Origin of the sequence: Nostoc sp. NMS4, from assembly GCF_017115095.1 — a bacterium.
GTDB lineage: Bacteria > Cyanobacteriota > Cyanobacteriia > Cyanobacteriales > Nostocaceae > Nostoc.
Genome location: NZ_JABXKI010000141.1, coordinates 1 through 15,805, shown reverse-complemented (window position 1 = coordinate 15,805; position 15,805 = coordinate 1). Strand labels below are relative to the sequence as shown.

Below are 15,805 nucleotides of genomic sequence, written 5' to 3'. Positions count from 1 at the left end.
GGTTTGCAGCACCTCAAATCTTACAATTACCTGCCTGCCGAGTGTGAGCAGATGCAGGTGATTTGCGATCGCATCAGTCGAGTGTATTCCGATTCGCTTGAAGAGACAGTCAAAAGTCTGTTGCAGTCGTTGGGGAAACTGAATCGGTCTTATTTGACAGCTGTGGAAGAGAAGCTGTTGAGTGTTCTGGAGTCTGAATATGGGAGAGAGATAACACCCTAAACAATTTTGGCAATTTGGCATCCAATGGCTTTGGGTTCCAGTTTCAATGGAGTTAGCAACACAACGGGACATTCAAGAAGTTGTACGAGGGATGTGGCAAAACTTTCCGCTTCTGGTGTCCCGTGCTATGCCAGTTGTCAAGTGAGTGCTGTGGAATTGCTCTCTCTACATGATTGATACGGCATTCAAATAGGCAAGCGGAGATAGGCTTTGAAATCCCCCTTCCCTACAAGGGAATTAAAGGGGAGAGATTTCCGAGGCTTAAATGTTACCAAAAATACTTTTCAAACATCCTCTTAGACCTAGTGAATATCTAACAGGTTTTTCCATTCCAATCTTTTCAAGTTCTTGACTTTTAATGTCTAATGTTGAATTACTGACTTGAATTGCAAAAGATTTTGGCTGATGAAAAATTACCCCAAAACTATTCTGTCAACTGTTGTTGTAAGTATTTTGGCATTTGGTGGTTATATGCAAACAACGTATGCCCATCAATTACCATCTCATCTTTTAGCTACATCACAGTCTGCTAGCGGTGTTCAAATTGCAGAAGTAGATAGCCCTCATGATCGTGATAGTAGTCATGAAGATGGGGATAGAGAAGCTAGTGATCTGAGAAGAGTGTCTGTGAAAAGAAGGCATAGAATAAATAAAGCTAAGTATCATTTGACACATTATAAAAAATATCATCATGCAAGGAGGCAGCACAGCTAAGTTTAGGATGTGATGTCATCTGACGAATGGCACGCTTGTAAACGTGAAACCCTTGGCAGGGATGGGATTAGGGGTTGCAGGTAGTGGAGTGTAGGAAAAAGCGTTGTATGTTTTGTATTCTTCGTTCGGTTCTTAGTTTTTGACCAATATCCCCTACCCCCTAGAGATCCTTATGGCTTTGTTGAAAACAAGTGTGCCATTCGTCATCGGGAGCAATGCGATTTTGTGAGGTGCTTAAAATTCGGGTGCTAAATCACGTATTTAGGGGTGCGATCGCAGCCAAATAACTGTTTTTATTGAGAATCTAACTCTGTAACTGAGAATTAAAGTCCGATCTAACAAAATCGCATCGCTCCCTTCGTCATCTTACTTCTAGCGAAAGATCGAGAAGGACAAATATTATGAAGAAGATATTAAACAGAGTTCCAGAGGTTCACTACTTTCTTATCACTACCCCCGATTTTAGATATGCATCTATTCCCAGAAAAAGAATGGTTATTTATCTTGCTGGTAATATCTCTAGTTATATGGCTGATATTTTTAGGAAACTCCTCTTTACGAGACTGGGATGAAGGTACTTATGCTCTAGTCGCTAGAGAAATTTACCGTACTGGAAACTGGCTTTATCCTACCCTTCAGGGAGAACCATTTTTGTTAAAACCGCCTTTGATGCAATGGTTAATTGCTTGCTGCTACCAAATAGGAGGAGTGCAAGAGTTAACTACACGCTTACCTGGTGCGGTTTTAACTGCTGTGGGAGTGCCTTTGCTTTATTTGGTGGGGCGTTTGGCTTTTAAGCAAAGTTTACCGGCTCTATTTGCTGCTTTAGTTTACTTGACAATGTTGCCTGTAGTGCGTCATGGACGACTAGCAATGTTAGATGGGATGACTATTTCTTTTTTCTTGCTGTTGTTGTTTTGTCTTTTGAAGGCACGTCAGAATCGAAGATATGCTCTAGGGGTGGGATTTTGTCTGGGGTTAATTATTCTAACTAAGGGGATGGTAGTTTTGCTGTTGGGGGCGATCGCCTGTTTATTCCTGTTTGCAGATCGACAATTAGCTTTGTTGAAAAGTCCCTATTTATGGGTGGGAATTTTGTTAGGAAATGCTCCAGCGATCGCTTGGTATACTGCTCAATGGCAACATTATGGCAATACTTTCTTAGAAGTGCATTTTCAAGCTCAAGCCTTTGATCGCCTAATACAACCCGTTGAAGGTCATAGCGGGCCTGTTTGGTACTATTTATTTGAATTACTCAAATATGGTTTTCCCTGGCTGTTATTTTTACCTGGAGGGCTTTATCTAGCTTGGAAAAAACGTCATACTACTTGGGGTTCTCTAGTTCTATTAGGCACAATTGTTTACTTAGTAACTATTTCTTTTATGAGAACTAAACTTCCGTGGTATATCATGCCTGTATATCCATTTTTAGCTTTGGCAATTGGTGCTAATTTGAGCGAAGTTTGGCAGAGTTGTGATTTCCGAGTGCGAACTTGGACAATATTCCTGGCTATTATTGCTATTGCAGGTTTAGGAGGTTGTGTTTACTTTCTTATTAAGAAAGAGCCTATTTTGATAGTCATGAGCATTGTTTTAGCAATAAGTATGAGCATTGCGGCATGGCTAGTTAAACACCGCGATCGCAAATTTATTCCAGTTTTATTTACAGGGATGTATTTAGTTTTAATCCTGCTGGTAAGTTCGCAATCTTGGATTTGGGAATTAAAAGAAGCTTTTCCAGTCAAACCAGTTGCAGCATTAATTCGTCAACACGCCTTACCAGGAACAACAATCTATAGCTCATTTGCTTATAATCGTCCTAGTTTAGATTTCTATAGCGATTGTAAAGTAATTTCTGCTTCTGTTGCTGTTTTAAAAGAACAATTTTATCATCAATCTTATTTATTATTAGATCATCCGACTTTACAGCAAATAATTTTATCTGAATATCAGGTTCTCGGCACTGCTAATAACTTTACTCTGATATCACCATCAATTAAATAATACATGATAATCTTATAGACCTATTGCATAATTATTTTGTGGTACGATTAAGGGTTTTAGAAAAAACTTAAACAGAAGAAACCAGCCTTACTGCCGATTGACCGAGAAGACTGATTAGCGATCGCTAATCTGAATTCTCATGACTGACTATTTTTTTATTGTGAAAAAGAAATGAACAAAGTTGCAAAAGTCACAATTTTCTTCTGGATCATGAAGATTATCGCCACGACGCTCGGCGAGACGGCAGGTGACTTCATCTCAATGACTCTGGGGCTGGGGTATTACATAGCCTTTGCCATAACGTTCGCTATTCTGGCTATTCTCCTGTTTTTTCAAATTCAATCCGACAGATATATTCCAGTCCTTTACTGGGTGGCGATCATTGCGACAACCACAGCCGGAACCGAAGTTTCAGACTTAATAGATCGATCTCTTGGGCTGGGCTATGCGGTGGGATCGCTGATTCTGGTAGCGAGTCTATTGAGTGTTCTTGCCATCTGGTATTACCGGGATCGGGATCTAAGTGTTTATCCCATCATAAGGAAAGACGCAGAAACCACCTATTGGCTGGCTGTCGTGTTCTCCAACAGTTTGGGAACGGCCTTTGGTGACTTTCTGACAAGCAATTTAGGACTGAGCTATATCCAGGGCGCATTCGTGACGGCCAGCGTCATTGGTGTTGTCATCGCCCTTCACTACATAACAAAGTTGAGCGATATTCTCCTATTCTGGCTCGCGTTCATCTTCACACGTCCCTTCGGAGCCACCTTTGGAGATTTTCTCACCAAACCAGTCAAAAATGGCGGTCTCTCACTGCCAAGGGAATATGCTTCGGCGATCGCCTTTATCCTGCTGGCAATTGTCCTATTCTTTTCCGTGCGAAACGAGAAAAAGGTGCGTCACCAAATTGAGTGATACGTTTAAGGAGATAACTCACCCCATAATAGGAACACATCTCATCCTTGGAATCGTAGGGTTGCTAAATTTTCCCTTTCTGATTTTTGGCATAGCATCAAAGATATGAGGATCTTAATAGTTGAAGATGACGATCGCATTGCTAAACCCTTAGCCGAAGATTTAAAGCACCAGCATCATGCTGTTGATATTGCTTGTGATGGGATTGAAGGTTGGGAATATGCCGAAGCAGGTAATTATGATTTAATTTTATTAGATTTAATGTTGCCGCGCTTAGATGGAATTACTCTATGTAAACGTTTACGTGCTGTTAAATGTAACGCTTTTATTTTAATGTTGACAGCACGAGATACAACACCAGATAAAATAATAGGACTTGATGCTGGTGGCGATGATTATTTAGTTAAACCATTTGAACTAGAAGAATTAGCAGCACGAATTAGAGCTTTATCTCGGAGAAGCCCAGAAATTCACCAACTAATTTTAATTCACGGCGATTTACAATTAGACCCTAAAAATTATCATGTGACTTATGGAAGTAAACCTTTATCATTAACACATAAAGAATACATGATATTAGAATGCTTTTTGAAAAATCCTACCCAAGTTTTAACTCGCTCGGCAATTTTAGATAAATTGTGGGAGTTTGATAAATTATCCGGGGAAGAAACCGTTAAAACTCATATGACAAATTTAAGAAAGAAACTCAGAGCGGTAGGAAGTTCGGAGGATTTTATCGAAACTGTTTACGGTTTTGGTTATCGCCTGTGTCCTAAATAAATGCAAAATTAGCTGATGTTTGCAAAAATTCGCCGTCGTTTACTGTTGTCTTATTTAATCGTTTTATCATTCATCTTAGGTGGATTTGCAATTGCCGTTCGGATTGTTTTTACTCATAGCTTCTATAAACAACAAACACAAAAACTTGCTGCATTAGCACAAGTTGGCGTTGCTAATGCCGAGTTTGATAACGGTCAAATTAGAATTGAAAATGACTTACCTCAAGACAAATTGCTTAAAAATCATCAAGAATTAAACTGGTTTGATACTAAAGGTAATCTCATCCAAAAACAGGGACAAGATATTTTAAGTTTACCTGCTCATGTAAAAGAAGGAGAACAAATTAGTACAGGTGGTAAAAATCGCATTCAGTCTGTTACTTTACCAATTATTAGTAGTGATGATAAAGAGTTGATTGGATATGTAAGAGCAAGTCAATCTCTAGAAGAATTCGATGAAACTTTAAATAAATTAGATTTGGGGTTAGGTGGTGGAATTGTTGTAGCTTTGATTATTAGTGGTGCTGGTGGAGTTTGGCTAACTCATCAAGCGATGCAACCAATTGAAGAAAGCTTTGAACGCTTAAAACAGTTTACTGCTGACGCTTCCCATGAACTCCGCAATCCTTTAATGGCGATTAAAAGTAATGCAGGGGTAGCACTCAAGTATCCAGAGGGAATGCGAGAAAGTGACGCAGAAAAATTTCAGGCTATTTCTAGTGCTACTAACCAAATGACTCGACTTACAGAAGACTTACTATTTTTAGCTCGTCATGATAATATTCCCAATCACATTCAAGAAACTGTTAATCTTAGTTCAATTTTAAATAACTTAGTGCAACTATATCAGCCGCAAGCAATGGCAAAAGAAATTCATCTGAAAAGTCAATTGACTGAAAAGCTTTATCTGTTAGGCGATCCGAATCAGATAACACGATTATTTAGTAACTTAATTCAAAACGCTATACATTACACACTATCAAAAGGGACAATAGAAATCATAGCTAATCGTAGTGTTTCCCATCTAATAGTTAATGTCCAAGACACGGGTGTAGGAATTGCACCAGGAGATTTAGAAAATATTTTTGAGCGTTTTTGGCGAGCAGATAAATCACGTTCTTATAATTCTGGTGGTTCTGGTGGTTCTGGTTTGGGATTGGCTATTGCCCAAGCTATTGCGGAGAGTCACGGTGGATTAATTACTGCCACAAGTCAATTGGGAATTGGTAGTTGTTTTACTGTGCATTTACCAGTATTTTAACTTAATTAATGTTTATAAAAATGTCTTATTAAATACCACAATACAGCTATATTAACCATAAAGACTAAAACTTTTAAAATTGTCACCCCTTTAATTAACTCAAATATTTCGGAACTCCTGCTACTACACTGACAGTTTCTCTCAAAGGTGTTGAAATTCCAGGTGAAGCACAGACTTTAGTATACTCTGTTTCTTTTAGAGGTGTTGGTATGACTATAGACATACCACTTAGGTCAGTAATAATTCAAACCTATGCTATGTAATCATCAACTATGGGCGGAATTAAGAAACTAGACGAAAGAGAACTGGGACAAGTATCAGGGTGAAAATAATATCAAGCGATCGCACAAACTGACAAGTCAGGGCTTGTGCGATCACTTTTATAGTTCTGCCCTTCCATATAAATCCAAAGCCTGTAAACCTACGCTTAACAAATTCAGGTAAATCTTTTCGAGTTCTTTACTTTTAGTGTCTAAAGTGCAACTACTTACCAGAGATTACTGATTAATAACCAGAAACCTGAGTTTTAGTTGTGCTATTGAACAATGCTTGAAAAACATAACTCAACATCCATCTCCTGCTAGGCTTTTCCCTATCTCTATCTTTAACGATATAGAAAGCTTATTCCAGTAGAATCTGTCAATAATGTTGTACTAAATTTCCAAATTCTTAATTTTTTTATCCAGAGTAAATTTGTTCACTAGATTTTTCAGGAAGCTTAATATGAAAAAGCTAATTCATGCTATTGTATTAACTTTAACAATTGCGTCTTTATCATCTGCTGCCCATAGCACAACCACGATAAAAAATAGCAGATTTCCTAACATTGTTGGGGCAGTGCAATTCCCTCAAAATAAGGCGAAAGTTGTCAGAGATTCTTTCCAGCTAAAAATTCCCCAAGATAGCAGAGCTTTATCCCAGATTACTATTGCTGTACCTCAAGGTTTAACTGTAAGGAATGACATTAACTTATCTGACCAGTCTGGTCAAAAAATTGCTGCCAATATTACTGTTAATGGTAGAACCATTAAAATTACTTTCCCTCAGCAGGTAGCTCCGGGAACTGAACTCAACATTGATCTCAATCGTGTCTTAATCTCAGGAACTTCTAATGCTTGGCTTTATTCGGTTTCTGTCAGACTTGTGGGGCTGAATGCAGATATCCCAGTGGGTGTATTTCGGCTACGAATTTACTAACAGGTGTTTTTGCTAAAAAGTTGCACAGCAATTTTAGCCGTAATGGTTGTGATAAGAGGAGTATGACTGCGGGTTTCACGTGTATTAGTATTGTCTTTATGCATAACAATTGAGTCGTTAGTATGTTTATCCGTTTCCTTAGCCAGTTTTTGCTCAGACAGATGTAATCTTTTTACAAGTCTATCCAGAATTACAAATAATACTTTATTAAATGAAAAATATTGCGGAAACTGCATATTTAGTGGCAATGTATCGGGCATTGGAAAGCGAACGTGTAGATGCATTATTTAAAGATCCATTAGCCCGTGTTTTAGCTGGTGGAAAAGGTGAAATGCTTGTTGAGGTTATAGGAGAGAAAGACAAAATTACAAATGCGATCGCCATTCGCACCTATGTTCTTGATAACTTGATTTTACAGTTAATTAATTCCAAAAATATTGACACTGTAATCAATCTGGCTGCGGGGTTGGATACTCGACCCTATCGATTACCTTTTTGTGCTTCGCTTTGTTGGATTGAAGTTGACTTGCCGGAAATCATTGCTTACAAAGAACAATTACTTAAAGACCAGCAACCTTTGTGTTTGCTTGAACGTGTCAAACTCGATATTACCAACCTGGCATTGAGAAAGACTTTTTTTTCCGAGATTAATCTTGCAACGAGACAGGCGCTAGTCATTACAGAAGGGTTGCTATCATATCTACATGAAACCCAAGTAGCATTACTTGCAACCGATATTTATGAGCAATCTAATCTGAATTGGTGGCTATTTGAATTGGAATCATCATTAGCGTTAAAAGATTATGATCAAGTTTACGCTCGAAAAATTTTTGACCAATATTTTGCGAATGGGAATAAAACCTTGTTATTTGCTCCTGAGCAAGGGGCAGAATTTTTTCAACAGTATAATTGGAAAGTTGCAAAATCTGTATCTGCATGGAAAGAGTTACACCGACTCAATCGAGGGATAAAATTTACCTGGTTACTAGAAATAATTATGAAATTGGTTGCTAATGAATATTGGGAAAAAATTCAGCAGCAAGGTAGTGTTGTATTGCTTGAGAGAAGCCCCGCCGTTGGCGATCTAGTAAAAACAAAGGAGGTTTTTGAAAAGAGATGATTCAACAACCTCCTATTTAGTTCTTATTTTTTGACCAATATTCCCTATCCCCTGACACCCTCACATCCTAGAGATCCTTATACCTTATGGATTTGGTGAAAATAAGCGTGCCATTCGATTTATCCACCCAATTTTTAGCAGCTAACTTTGAGGTACTGCTCCCAATACAATCGAAGTCTGGTAATATCCGAAAAATAATTGTAAAAGGAAAGGAATATATTTTGAATAGCATACTTTCTCGTAGGATTGGCACAGGTATTGCCTCTGTATTCATCTCCGGTTTGAGCTTTTGCTTTCACTATGCGGTAATTAGTGGCACATTACCAACTCCGAACTACCACATAATAAAAAAAATACCTTTAGGTGGAGAAGGACGATGGGATTACCTAACATTGGATAGTGCTGCCCGTCGCCTATACATTACGCGCTCCACAAGGGTAACAGTATTAAATGTTGACACGGGGTTGGTTGTGGGCGAAATTCCTCATACTGCTGGAGTACATGGTGTTGCCATTGCTCCAGAATTGAGTCGTGGCTTTACTAGTAATGGTAAGACGGCAACAGCTACTATTTTCGATTTAAAGACACTACAAGTTATAGGAGAAGTTAAAACTGGTTCTAACCCAGATGCAATTGTCTATGATGCTGTGTCCCAGAAAGTCTTCACTTTTAACGGTTTGAGCAACTCGGCAACTGTTTTTGATGCCAAAACTACTAAAGTCCTGGGGACAATCGCTTTAGGTGGCAAACCAGAATTTGCAGCTGCCGATGGCTTAGGGCAGATTTTCGTGAATTTAGAGGACAAAAACGAAGTCGTCGCAATCAATGCTAGTAATCTCCAAGTAAAGGGACATTGGGCGCTCAAACCTTGCTCAGAACCAACTGGGATTGCAATAGATAGACAGCATCAACGCTTGTTCATCGGTTGCACAAACCAACTGATGAGTGTAGTGGATGCAAATACAGGAAGTATTAAAGCAACACTGCCAATTGGCAAGAGGACGGATGCAATTGCTTATGACCCAGTGACTAGATTAGCTTTCAGTTCAAACGGTGAAGGTTCACTAACAGTAGTACATGAGGACTCTGCCGATAAATTTAGTATTGTGAATAACGTCATAACCCAGCCAGGAGCGCGGACAATGGCGTTAGATTTGAAGACCCATAAGTTATATTTGGACACAGCCAAATTTCAAGCAAAGTCTACCCCCGTCGCAGGGAAGGAGCGATCTAGACCAAGTATTATCCCTGGTACTTTTGTGATTCTGGTTTTAGGAGATTGACCAAAACAATTGTCAGGGCATTGGATCTCCCAATCCGGCATTGATGATGCTCTGACCATACAATAACTGACCCTGAGCAGCAGCATCCTCAGTTGAAAATGCCACCCCAGTATTTGGATCAATCGTATTATCAAATGAGTAATTTTTGGACTTGAGCAGGGCATTTCGTTGCGATGCCTATGGCGGGCTGCGCCTACGCATCCCGAAATAGCTATTTCCGTTCTCGGTTTTAGCACCTCACAAAATCGCATTGCTCCCGGTCTCAAAACCCTTGCACATTGAAACAAGAGCTTTTAAGTTACTGGTTCCCTTTCCCCTTTCCCCCTCTTCATAATTCTGCTTTGTTGAATTGGCGCTTGACTAGATAACCCGCTCCAATTGCACCCAAGGCTAGTGTGCCTAATATTTCAGAGGGTTCAGGAACATCTGCATACACACCAATACAACCATTGGTGCAATTTGGTGTTGTAAAATTAGGAGTGAGCGCTACAAATATCCGATTATTAACAGAGTCTACCGAAACTGCTTTAGCACCTGGTGCTGTCGGAATAGTCTGGAGCAAAGTATCAGTACTGCCATCGATGATACCAAGAACTGAACCATTGGGGCTACCTGCTGCTCCCAGGTAAAAACGGTTATCACCAGGGTTGTACCAAACTTGATCTGCCCCTCCTACTTCCGGGAATGAGGCGATGATGCTGCCGTTAGTTGCATTCACGAGCAAGCCCTTACTATCACACCCCAGCAGTAAGTGTTGATTTGTTGGATTGGCTGCAATACCAGCAGGTGAACAGCCTCTAAGCGAGAAGACGTTGACAACTTTTCGGGTTTTCGGGTCTATTTGTGCTACGCCACCATCAGTTGAACTACCGTTAAGTTCTGGTACTGACAAATAAAACTGGTCGTTAGCGCTATCCCATGTCGGTGCTTCTAAACCGCCAGTTGCGCCCGGAACCTGAATTTTTTGGGTAACTGTGCCGCTGCTAGTGGAAATAAGTGAGCCAAAGGGTGAAGAATCAGCCCCGTTAATGACTAAAGCAATGCCGTCTTGAGGATCGTATGCCCCCTCATCCGCTCGTTTCTGACCACCAGTGGAAATTGAGTTGATTATTGTATCAGATGTCAAATCGACAACTTTTACCGTGCTATCTCCGTTATCAGCAAACAGTTGACTACTGTTATTGACTGTAAAAATCCCATTCGGTCCGCCAATGGTTTTGTCTCCACCAGGGAAGCCGGAAAAGCCTGGAATGCTGCCGATTAATTGGTCGGTTCGTGTATTTATGAGGTCAACCCGCGAATTCGCTCGGTCGCTGAGGTAATAAATCCCAGTTTTAGAATCGACAAAGCTGACATCAAAAGACTGGAGCGGATTGCCTGGTGGTACTGGGATGGTATCAATCAGTTGAGAGTTTGCCGTCAAGCTAGCAGCATTAGCTGCTTGGTTAGTGCAGGTGCTAACAACTAGCCCAAAGGTGCAAGGCAAAGCAAGTAACAGTAAATGCTTAAAATTCATGTAACTAGAAAGTTTAATCAACTGTGTCTTCATTTCAGACACAATCTTACAGACTTAAGGATTGCATTGTAAAGCAGTATTGTTTTGTGGATAGGCTATTTGGTGCAGCTTTTTTATACGGTACAACTTGGGTTTGAAGCCCGGAAATTTCAGGGACTTTAATTGATACAGTTTTATTCGCCGCGATGCCTGCGGCTGCAAGCGATAGTTGTAGGCAAGTCGCTAATGCCTTAGCTTTTCAAGTTCCGACATTAGTGACTTGCACAACACTATAATCAGTCAATAAAAGCATCCACTACACTCATCAGTTGGTTTGTGCAACCGATGAAATAGCTGTCAGAGAGATGTTTTACACCCCGCAAGATTATCATCTCTCAGACAGATGCTTTCTGCCTTCAAACCAGATATTCTATATATATCTAAACAGCAATATTGGCATCAATCGTCAGAATAGACGAATTGTATTCTGGCGGAAATTGCATCTGAATAATCGGCGTTTTTGCACCCCCACAAAACAAGAAAGTTTGGTGGTCAACTTTCGCAGTAGCTCTTCGGAATGCCCCAGGCTCAAGATTGCTGAATTCTGTATTTCGATTGGGTAATACATCATATATAGCGTTTATAGGGTTTCCTAATCATATTAGGTAGATCATAGTCGCCTTCTCACTTGCTCTTAGGGTTTAGGGGTGGGGTTCTTTTACCTCACAAGAGCCGAGAACCGTTATCAAAGAGAATTTATATCAGTCAGTAAACATAAGATTTGCAACATTTAAGGATTAGAAAAATGTTACGGAAAACTGTCAATTTCAAATCATCATTCCTCAATACCTGTCTTTACAGTGCTAGTACGTTGACTTTAAGTTTTTTGCTACCTGGGTTGCTGTTAGTCTCGCCTGCTTTCGCAATCCGGCTAAGTAATGGGCAGATTGCCTTTAATAATTCTCCCCGATTAATTAGAACTGCTACTAGCTTTAGCAGTTCTAATATACCTGGAACCTATCAATTTACCATTAGTGTTCCTAAAGATGCTGGGGAGCCTCTAGAAGCTGTCTCAATCGTACAGCTCCCAAATGTAGAAACAATTGCATTTGATGTGAGTCAACACCGCGCTTTTAAAGGTAACAGTTTCGCTGGTGGTTCCGCCTTGCATTTGGCTAGCATTGGCGGTACTGAACTATCCGAATCTAACAAGCAAACGGTAGTATTTGATCCACCTGTTGTCCCTGGTAGCACGGTAACGGTCGAGATCGTAACCAAGGGAAATCCTCAGCTTGGGGGAGTGTATTTATTTGGCGTTACTGCTTATCCAGCAGGAGAAAATGGTATTGGTCAGTTTTTAGGTTACGGTCGCCTACACTTTTACAAGTAGCCGTTAGCTCTATGAGTATAGGTAAAAACTATACTCTTCGAGACTTTTAAAACATTTTCTAAGAGTGTTGACGACGAAAAGTCATCTGTGATTTGAAACTTGGAAACAGGAAGAATTTAGATAAGCCGATAAGAATTAAATACCGAAAGTTTACTTAGATGTCTATACTTGCATAAATATCTAAGTATGACAAAGTATTTTTACTAAATAAGTTGTTTAAAATCCCGAAATAAAGGAAACTTATACTTTACTATAGTGCGTCAGCAATTGGTCAATGTAATCGCTATATTGCTCTGCCAAGCTTTCATCATGTAACACAACGATATTTTCAGCATTCTGTGTGGCACTGCGAGAAAAGTTAAAACTGCCGCTGACCACAATATTGTCACATACTACAACCTTATTGTGCATGAAATTGTGTTTGCTATCTGGTTTATAAGGCTCGGAGTGCTTCCCAACTAGATGAGATGATACCTCTTTAAAAGTTTCAGCAACACCGACACTTGCTTCAGTTTTGAGCCAAAGTTTCACCACATGAGACATTTGTGTAGCATCGTATACTCCACTAAAATCTTTCACCTGTTTGTGTCTGAGGGCATCATCAAGTGCAGCGAGAATTGCATGAGAAGTGATCATCATGGAAGCAATCTTGATTCGGTTTTTTGCTGAACCAATCAAACTAGAGATGATGTGGTCAATAGTCTGACCCTCCCCTGGCGAGAAAGCGAAATCAACTTCAGTTGAAGCAATATAAACTTTACCAGTATCCCCAACACCCGTGGTCTTGATATTGCCACTCACCCACAATTCCTGAAAGTCAGTTTCATAGTATGAGCAAAGCTGCGGTGAAGAAATTTGCAATATATTGTTATCTTGGTAAGTCCAAGCATCATCTGTAAAGTTAGCTGAACCAGTCCACAAAGTTGCTTCACTGGTATTCACATCTCGGATGACATATTTATTATGCATCAGCTTTGAGCCAGCAATGCTCTTTATTTCAACTTGAGTTCCCTCAAATACACTTTCTAGGAATGCTTTGGTTCCTTTCGGTGCTGGATCACTGCCACTAGCGATAAAAGCATCAACTGTTTTAGTTTCAGGTTTTCCATGATCGAAAGCAATTCGGACTTTGACACCCGCTTGGGCTTTGTTCTTAAGTGCTGTAATTACGGGTTCTGCAAGGGTTGATTCCATTAAACGAAAATCATAGATTGCAATGTGCAGATTTGACTTTGCTCCATTAATAAACTCAGCTAATTGTTCTGCAATCAAAAGTGGTTGCTCTTTCTTTCCACCATGATTTACATCTGTTAAGAAAGTCGGATTAATTGCTGAACTCACTTTTTTCGACATAAGTCAGCCCTGTTTGAGTTATTTGCTTTTACTGTACTCCATATTGATGAAGTAGTTTGACAAATAAGTGAATTAAAGATATTAAATAAATCTGAAGTTTATCTAAAAACCAGATAGATTAATATTTGTTTATCTGGAGTTTAAGTTAGGTTTAATTTGAGGATGAGTGGATTTGTAAAAATGTATCTCATGTATACTTTTGAAAGCCTTGCTTCGTGATTGACTGAAAAGTGTCTAGTAAAATTTTTCAACTCGGAAAAGGAGTTTTGATGAGCAACTTTACCAAAGCAACAGGATTTCTCAATCATCATCGTTTCAAGCATTCCTTGGGCGCACCACTAATTCGAGTAGTTGGGAACATTGAAAAATTGTTTCCGGCTCCAGAAAATCATCATGGTGCGAATCATCAGCATTTAATTTTAAGCAATATTCAGGTAGAGCATACTGAGGGATTTCCAGAAGGACTGGAAGTGAGCAATGAAATTTTTGTGGCTATTCGCTTCGGAGATAATGAAGGGTTAGTAGATCCAGTACCATTTATCGCAGGAGAACTAGCACGGTTACAGGGTGAATACATAGACGCATCTATGGCCTATGCGACTGAAGATAATCCCGGGTTGTCTGTACTGCATTTTACTCATCATCCAGTGGGATTCGTAGAATTCCCCATTCGTAGTCAAGATTCACATGGGCCAATTTACACCTAAATAAGTTGCGGTTGCCTCTAGGAAGTAAGTTTAAGAGAGGCAACTGCAATAGAGGATTAATCTTTTGTAATTAAAGGCTGATAATCTCTATGAAATCATCTCATCTTCTATTATTAGTAAGTTTATGCTTGAGCTTATTATTGTTGCTCACACCTTTACGAGCCCTTGAGGAACAAGGCAAACTCAAAGGCTCTGATGTCATGAGCAATAACACCAACCAACAGATGTTGGGAGCGGGTAATACTGAAGCAATTAGGCTTGCTGAAAAATCCCCCTTAGTGCAGTCAGCGAAAAATTTTTTGGTAAACCAGACACAAGAAATAAAAGATGTCAAACTGAGAAAAGCCACACTTGATGCCATTGATAATCCCACAACCTGTATCATGCATAGATATGGGTTAACTGATGGGAAAAAGCAGGAGATTGTAGAGCAATTGCTCAAAGTCGGCTTGGTAGATGCTGCTGATACGACCTTTCCAAGTGGACTAATAGTTGGAATTTTCCCACCAGTTATTAATGATAATACTGCCTGCCCCCAACTTCCCCAGTCTTTTTTCTCTGCACCTGGAAGTGGAAATAACAGTCACCATGCTTATCCCGGAGGACTACCAATACATGAAGCATTTAATAATATTAGTAATTTGAGCTTTGCGAGTAACTATCGGCTAATATATGGTCAAACAAACAGTAATGGTTTACCAATTGTCAATCCAGATAGTGAAAGCAAAGTAGATTCAAGCATTTATATCAGTAACGACCTATTAATTGCAGCACCAATCTGGCATGACTGGGCTAAGTCAATAGTTTTTCAGTGGAATGCTTCAGGCACTGAGTTTCAGGAGTTGAACTTCGGTGGCAATGGTAAAACAGACAATTATGGTGCGTCGGGCGATTCTAGAACTGGTGGTCATCACATCATCAGTTTGGCAGAGACGATGAAGCGAAAGTTATCCCCAGAGTTTGTGATTACTCAAGCTTGCGCTCACTCATCTCCCACTCTCGGTAACGAGTATAAGGTAGTTAACTGGTTACGTGCGGCTGCAATTATTGCTGGAATTGACCCCGTGATTCAAGGTTATTTATTCATGGATAAGCAAAACCATCTACGTTTGCCGATAGTCCGTAAGCTTGGCAGTTTCGCGCTGAGTACAAATTCTTCACTTACTAACTTCCTGGCTGAATATGCCTTGCATAACCTGTCAGATGCCGATTTTGTTTTATCAATTCCGGCTGTTACCACTGTTCAAGAGCAATTGAAAGCGATCGCTCCCCAGTTTGGCTATAATCCTACAGATACAACATATATTAAAAAATTTCGTAACCCTGTGCTAAGTTACTTATCTGCGGAACGATTGCTAATTATTT

15 protein-coding genes and 1 pseudogene are annotated in these 15,805 nt (G+C 39.8%); 12 read left to right on the top strand and 4 right to left on the bottom strand.

Going from position 1 to position 15,805, the window contains the following annotated elements; genetic code table 11:
• The 6 genes and pseudogenes from HWQ37_RS11720 to HWQ37_RS11695 all read left to right on the top strand — a co-directional run.
• Positions 1–222, top strand: a pseudogene (locus tag HWQ37_RS11720) (hypothetical protein); the annotation flags it as partial.
• A 405-nt stretch (positions 223–627) separates the two neighbouring features.
• Positions 628–936: a hypothetical protein gene (locus HWQ37_RS11715; RefSeq protein ID WP_292747272.1), complete on the top strand. Its 309-nt coding sequence runs from the start codon at positions 628–630 to the stop codon at positions 934–936.
• Between the two features lie 468 nt (positions 937–1,404).
• A complete protein-coding gene (locus HWQ37_RS11710) occupies positions 1,405–2,940 on the top strand; it encodes an ArnT family glycosyltransferase (protein ID WP_292747270.1) in 1,536 nt (511 codons plus the stop codon).
• 171 nt (positions 2,941–3,111) lie between these two features.
• Positions 3,112–3,855 carry a COG4705 family protein gene (locus tag HWQ37_RS11705; RefSeq protein WP_292747268.1) on the top strand — a complete coding sequence of 248 codons (744 nt, stop codon included), beginning with the start codon at positions 3,112–3,114 and terminating at the stop codon, positions 3,853–3,855.
• A 105-nt stretch (positions 3,856–3,960) separates the two neighbouring features.
• Complete coding sequence (locus HWQ37_RS11700; RefSeq protein WP_292747265.1) at positions 3,961–4,635, top strand: response regulator transcription factor; 675 nt, start codon at positions 3,961–3,963, stop codon at positions 4,633–4,635.
• A 15-nt stretch (positions 4,636–4,650) separates the two neighbouring features.
• Complete coding sequence (locus tag HWQ37_RS11695; RefSeq protein WP_292747262.1) at positions 4,651–5,895, top strand: HAMP domain-containing sensor histidine kinase; 1,245 nt, start codon at positions 4,651–4,653, stop codon at positions 5,893–5,895.
• A 5-nt stretch (positions 5,896–5,900) separates the two neighbouring features.
• Here the strand turns inward: HWQ37_RS11695 and HWQ37_RS11690 are convergent, their stop codons facing one another.
• On the bottom strand, positions 5,901–5,981 hold the full coding sequence (locus tag HWQ37_RS11690; RefSeq protein WP_292747275.1) for a hypothetical protein: 81 nt from the start codon (positions 5,979–5,981) through the stop codon (positions 5,901–5,903).
• Positions 5,982–5,989: 8 nt separating this feature from the next.
• Positions 5,990–6,118, bottom strand: a complete 129-nt coding sequence (locus HWQ37_RS11685; RefSeq protein ID WP_292747261.1) for a hypothetical protein — start codon at positions 6,116–6,118, stop codon at positions 5,990–5,992.
• Positions 6,119–6,618: 500 nt separating this feature from the next.
• On the opposite strand from HWQ37_RS11685, the gene HWQ37_RS11680 reads away from it, so the two are divergent.
• From HWQ37_RS11680 to HWQ37_RS11670, 3 genes are all read left to right on the top strand, one after another.
• Positions 6,619–7,092 (top strand): DUF2808 domain-containing protein, encoded by a 474-nt coding sequence (locus HWQ37_RS11680; RefSeq protein ID WP_292747259.1) that lies wholly within the window; start codon positions 6,619–6,621, stop codon positions 7,090–7,092.
• A 211-nt stretch (positions 7,093–7,303) separates the two neighbouring features.
• Positions 7,304–8,212: a class I SAM-dependent methyltransferase gene (locus tag HWQ37_RS11675; RefSeq protein ID WP_292747256.1), complete on the top strand. Its 909-nt coding sequence runs from the start codon at positions 7,304–7,306 to the stop codon at positions 8,210–8,212.
• Positions 8,213–8,433: 221 nt separating this feature from the next.
• Positions 8,434–9,495, top strand: coding sequence for a YncE family protein (locus HWQ37_RS11670; RefSeq protein WP_292747253.1), 1,062 nt, complete (start codon positions 8,434–8,436; stop codon positions 9,493–9,495).
• A 328-nt stretch (positions 9,496–9,823) separates the two neighbouring features.
• Here HWQ37_RS11670 and HWQ37_RS11665 read toward each other — a convergent pair whose 3' ends face one another.
• Entirely contained in the window at positions 9,824–11,044 is a 1,221-nt protein-coding gene (locus HWQ37_RS11665; protein WP_292747250.1) for a YncE family protein, read from the bottom strand.
• Positions 11,045–11,795: 751 nt separating this feature from the next.
• Between HWQ37_RS11665 and HWQ37_RS11660 the strand changes: the two genes are divergently transcribed.
• The gene (locus HWQ37_RS11660; RefSeq protein ID WP_292747248.1) at positions 11,796–12,380 is read left to right on the top strand and encodes a DUF2808 domain-containing protein; all 585 of its coding nucleotides are present in this window, start codon (positions 11,796–11,798) and stop codon (positions 12,378–12,380) included.
• A 240-nt stretch (positions 12,381–12,620) separates the two neighbouring features.
• Here the strand turns inward: HWQ37_RS11660 and HWQ37_RS11655 are convergent, their stop codons facing one another.
• The gene (locus HWQ37_RS11655) at positions 12,621–13,733 is read right to left on the bottom strand and encodes a phospholipase D-like domain-containing protein (protein ID WP_292747245.1); all 1,113 of its coding nucleotides are present in this window, start codon (positions 13,731–13,733) and stop codon (positions 12,621–12,623) included.
• A 269-nt stretch (positions 13,734–14,002) separates the two neighbouring features.
• On the opposite strand from HWQ37_RS11655, the gene HWQ37_RS11650 reads away from it, so the two are divergent.
• Both HWQ37_RS11650 and HWQ37_RS11645 read left to right on the top strand, forming a co-directional pair.
• Positions 14,003–14,440, top strand: coding sequence for a hypothetical protein (locus tag HWQ37_RS11650; RefSeq protein ID WP_292747242.1), 438 nt, complete (start codon positions 14,003–14,005; stop codon positions 14,438–14,440).
• An 89-nt stretch (positions 14,441–14,529) separates the two neighbouring features.
• Positions 14,530–15,805, top strand: a 1,276-nt coding sequence (locus HWQ37_RS11645; protein ID WP_292747239.1) for a hypothetical protein, incomplete at its 3' end; no start/stop codon positions are given.

Bases quoted from the DNA above. Each gene is read 5' to 3' on its own strand.
- HWQ37_RS11675 (WP_292747256.1), top strand. From the start codon at position 7,304: ATGAAAAATATTGCGGAAACTGCATATTTAGTGGCAATGTATCGGGCA.
- HWQ37_RS11710 (WP_292747270.1), top strand. From the start codon at position 1,405: ATGCATCTATTCCCAGAAAAAGAATGGTTATTTATCTTGCTGGTAATA.
- HWQ37_RS11660 (WP_292747248.1), top strand. From the start codon at position 11,796: ATGTTACGGAAAACTGTCAATTTCAAATCATCATTCCTCAATACCTGT.
- HWQ37_RS11695 (WP_292747262.1), top strand. From the start codon at position 4,651: ATGTTTGCAAAAATTCGCCGTCGTTTACTGTTGTCTTATTTAATCGTT.
- HWQ37_RS11665 (WP_292747250.1), bottom strand. From the start codon at position 11,044: ATGAAGACACAGTTGATTAAACTTTCTAGTTACATGAATTTTAAGCAT.
- HWQ37_RS11705 (WP_292747268.1), top strand. From the start codon at position 3,112: ATGAACAAAGTTGCAAAAGTCACAATTTTCTTCTGGATCATGAAGATT.
- HWQ37_RS11700 (WP_292747265.1), top strand. From the start codon at position 3,961: ATGAGGATCTTAATAGTTGAAGATGACGATCGCATTGCTAAACCCTTA.
- HWQ37_RS11650 (WP_292747242.1), top strand. From the start codon at position 14,003: ATGAGCAACTTTACCAAAGCAACAGGATTTCTCAATCATCATCGTTTC.
- HWQ37_RS11680 (WP_292747259.1), top strand. From the start codon at position 6,619: ATGAAAAAGCTAATTCATGCTATTGTATTAACTTTAACAATTGCGTCT.
- HWQ37_RS11685 (WP_292747261.1), bottom strand. From the start codon at position 6,118: ATGTCTATAGTCATACCAACACCTCTAAAAGAAACAGAGTATACTAAA.
- HWQ37_RS11715 (WP_292747272.1), top strand. From the start codon at position 628: ATGAAAAATTACCCCAAAACTATTCTGTCAACTGTTGTTGTAAGTATT.
- HWQ37_RS11655 (WP_292747245.1), bottom strand. From the start codon at position 13,733: ATGTCGAAAAAAGTGAGTTCAGCAATTAATCCGACTTTCTTAACAGAT.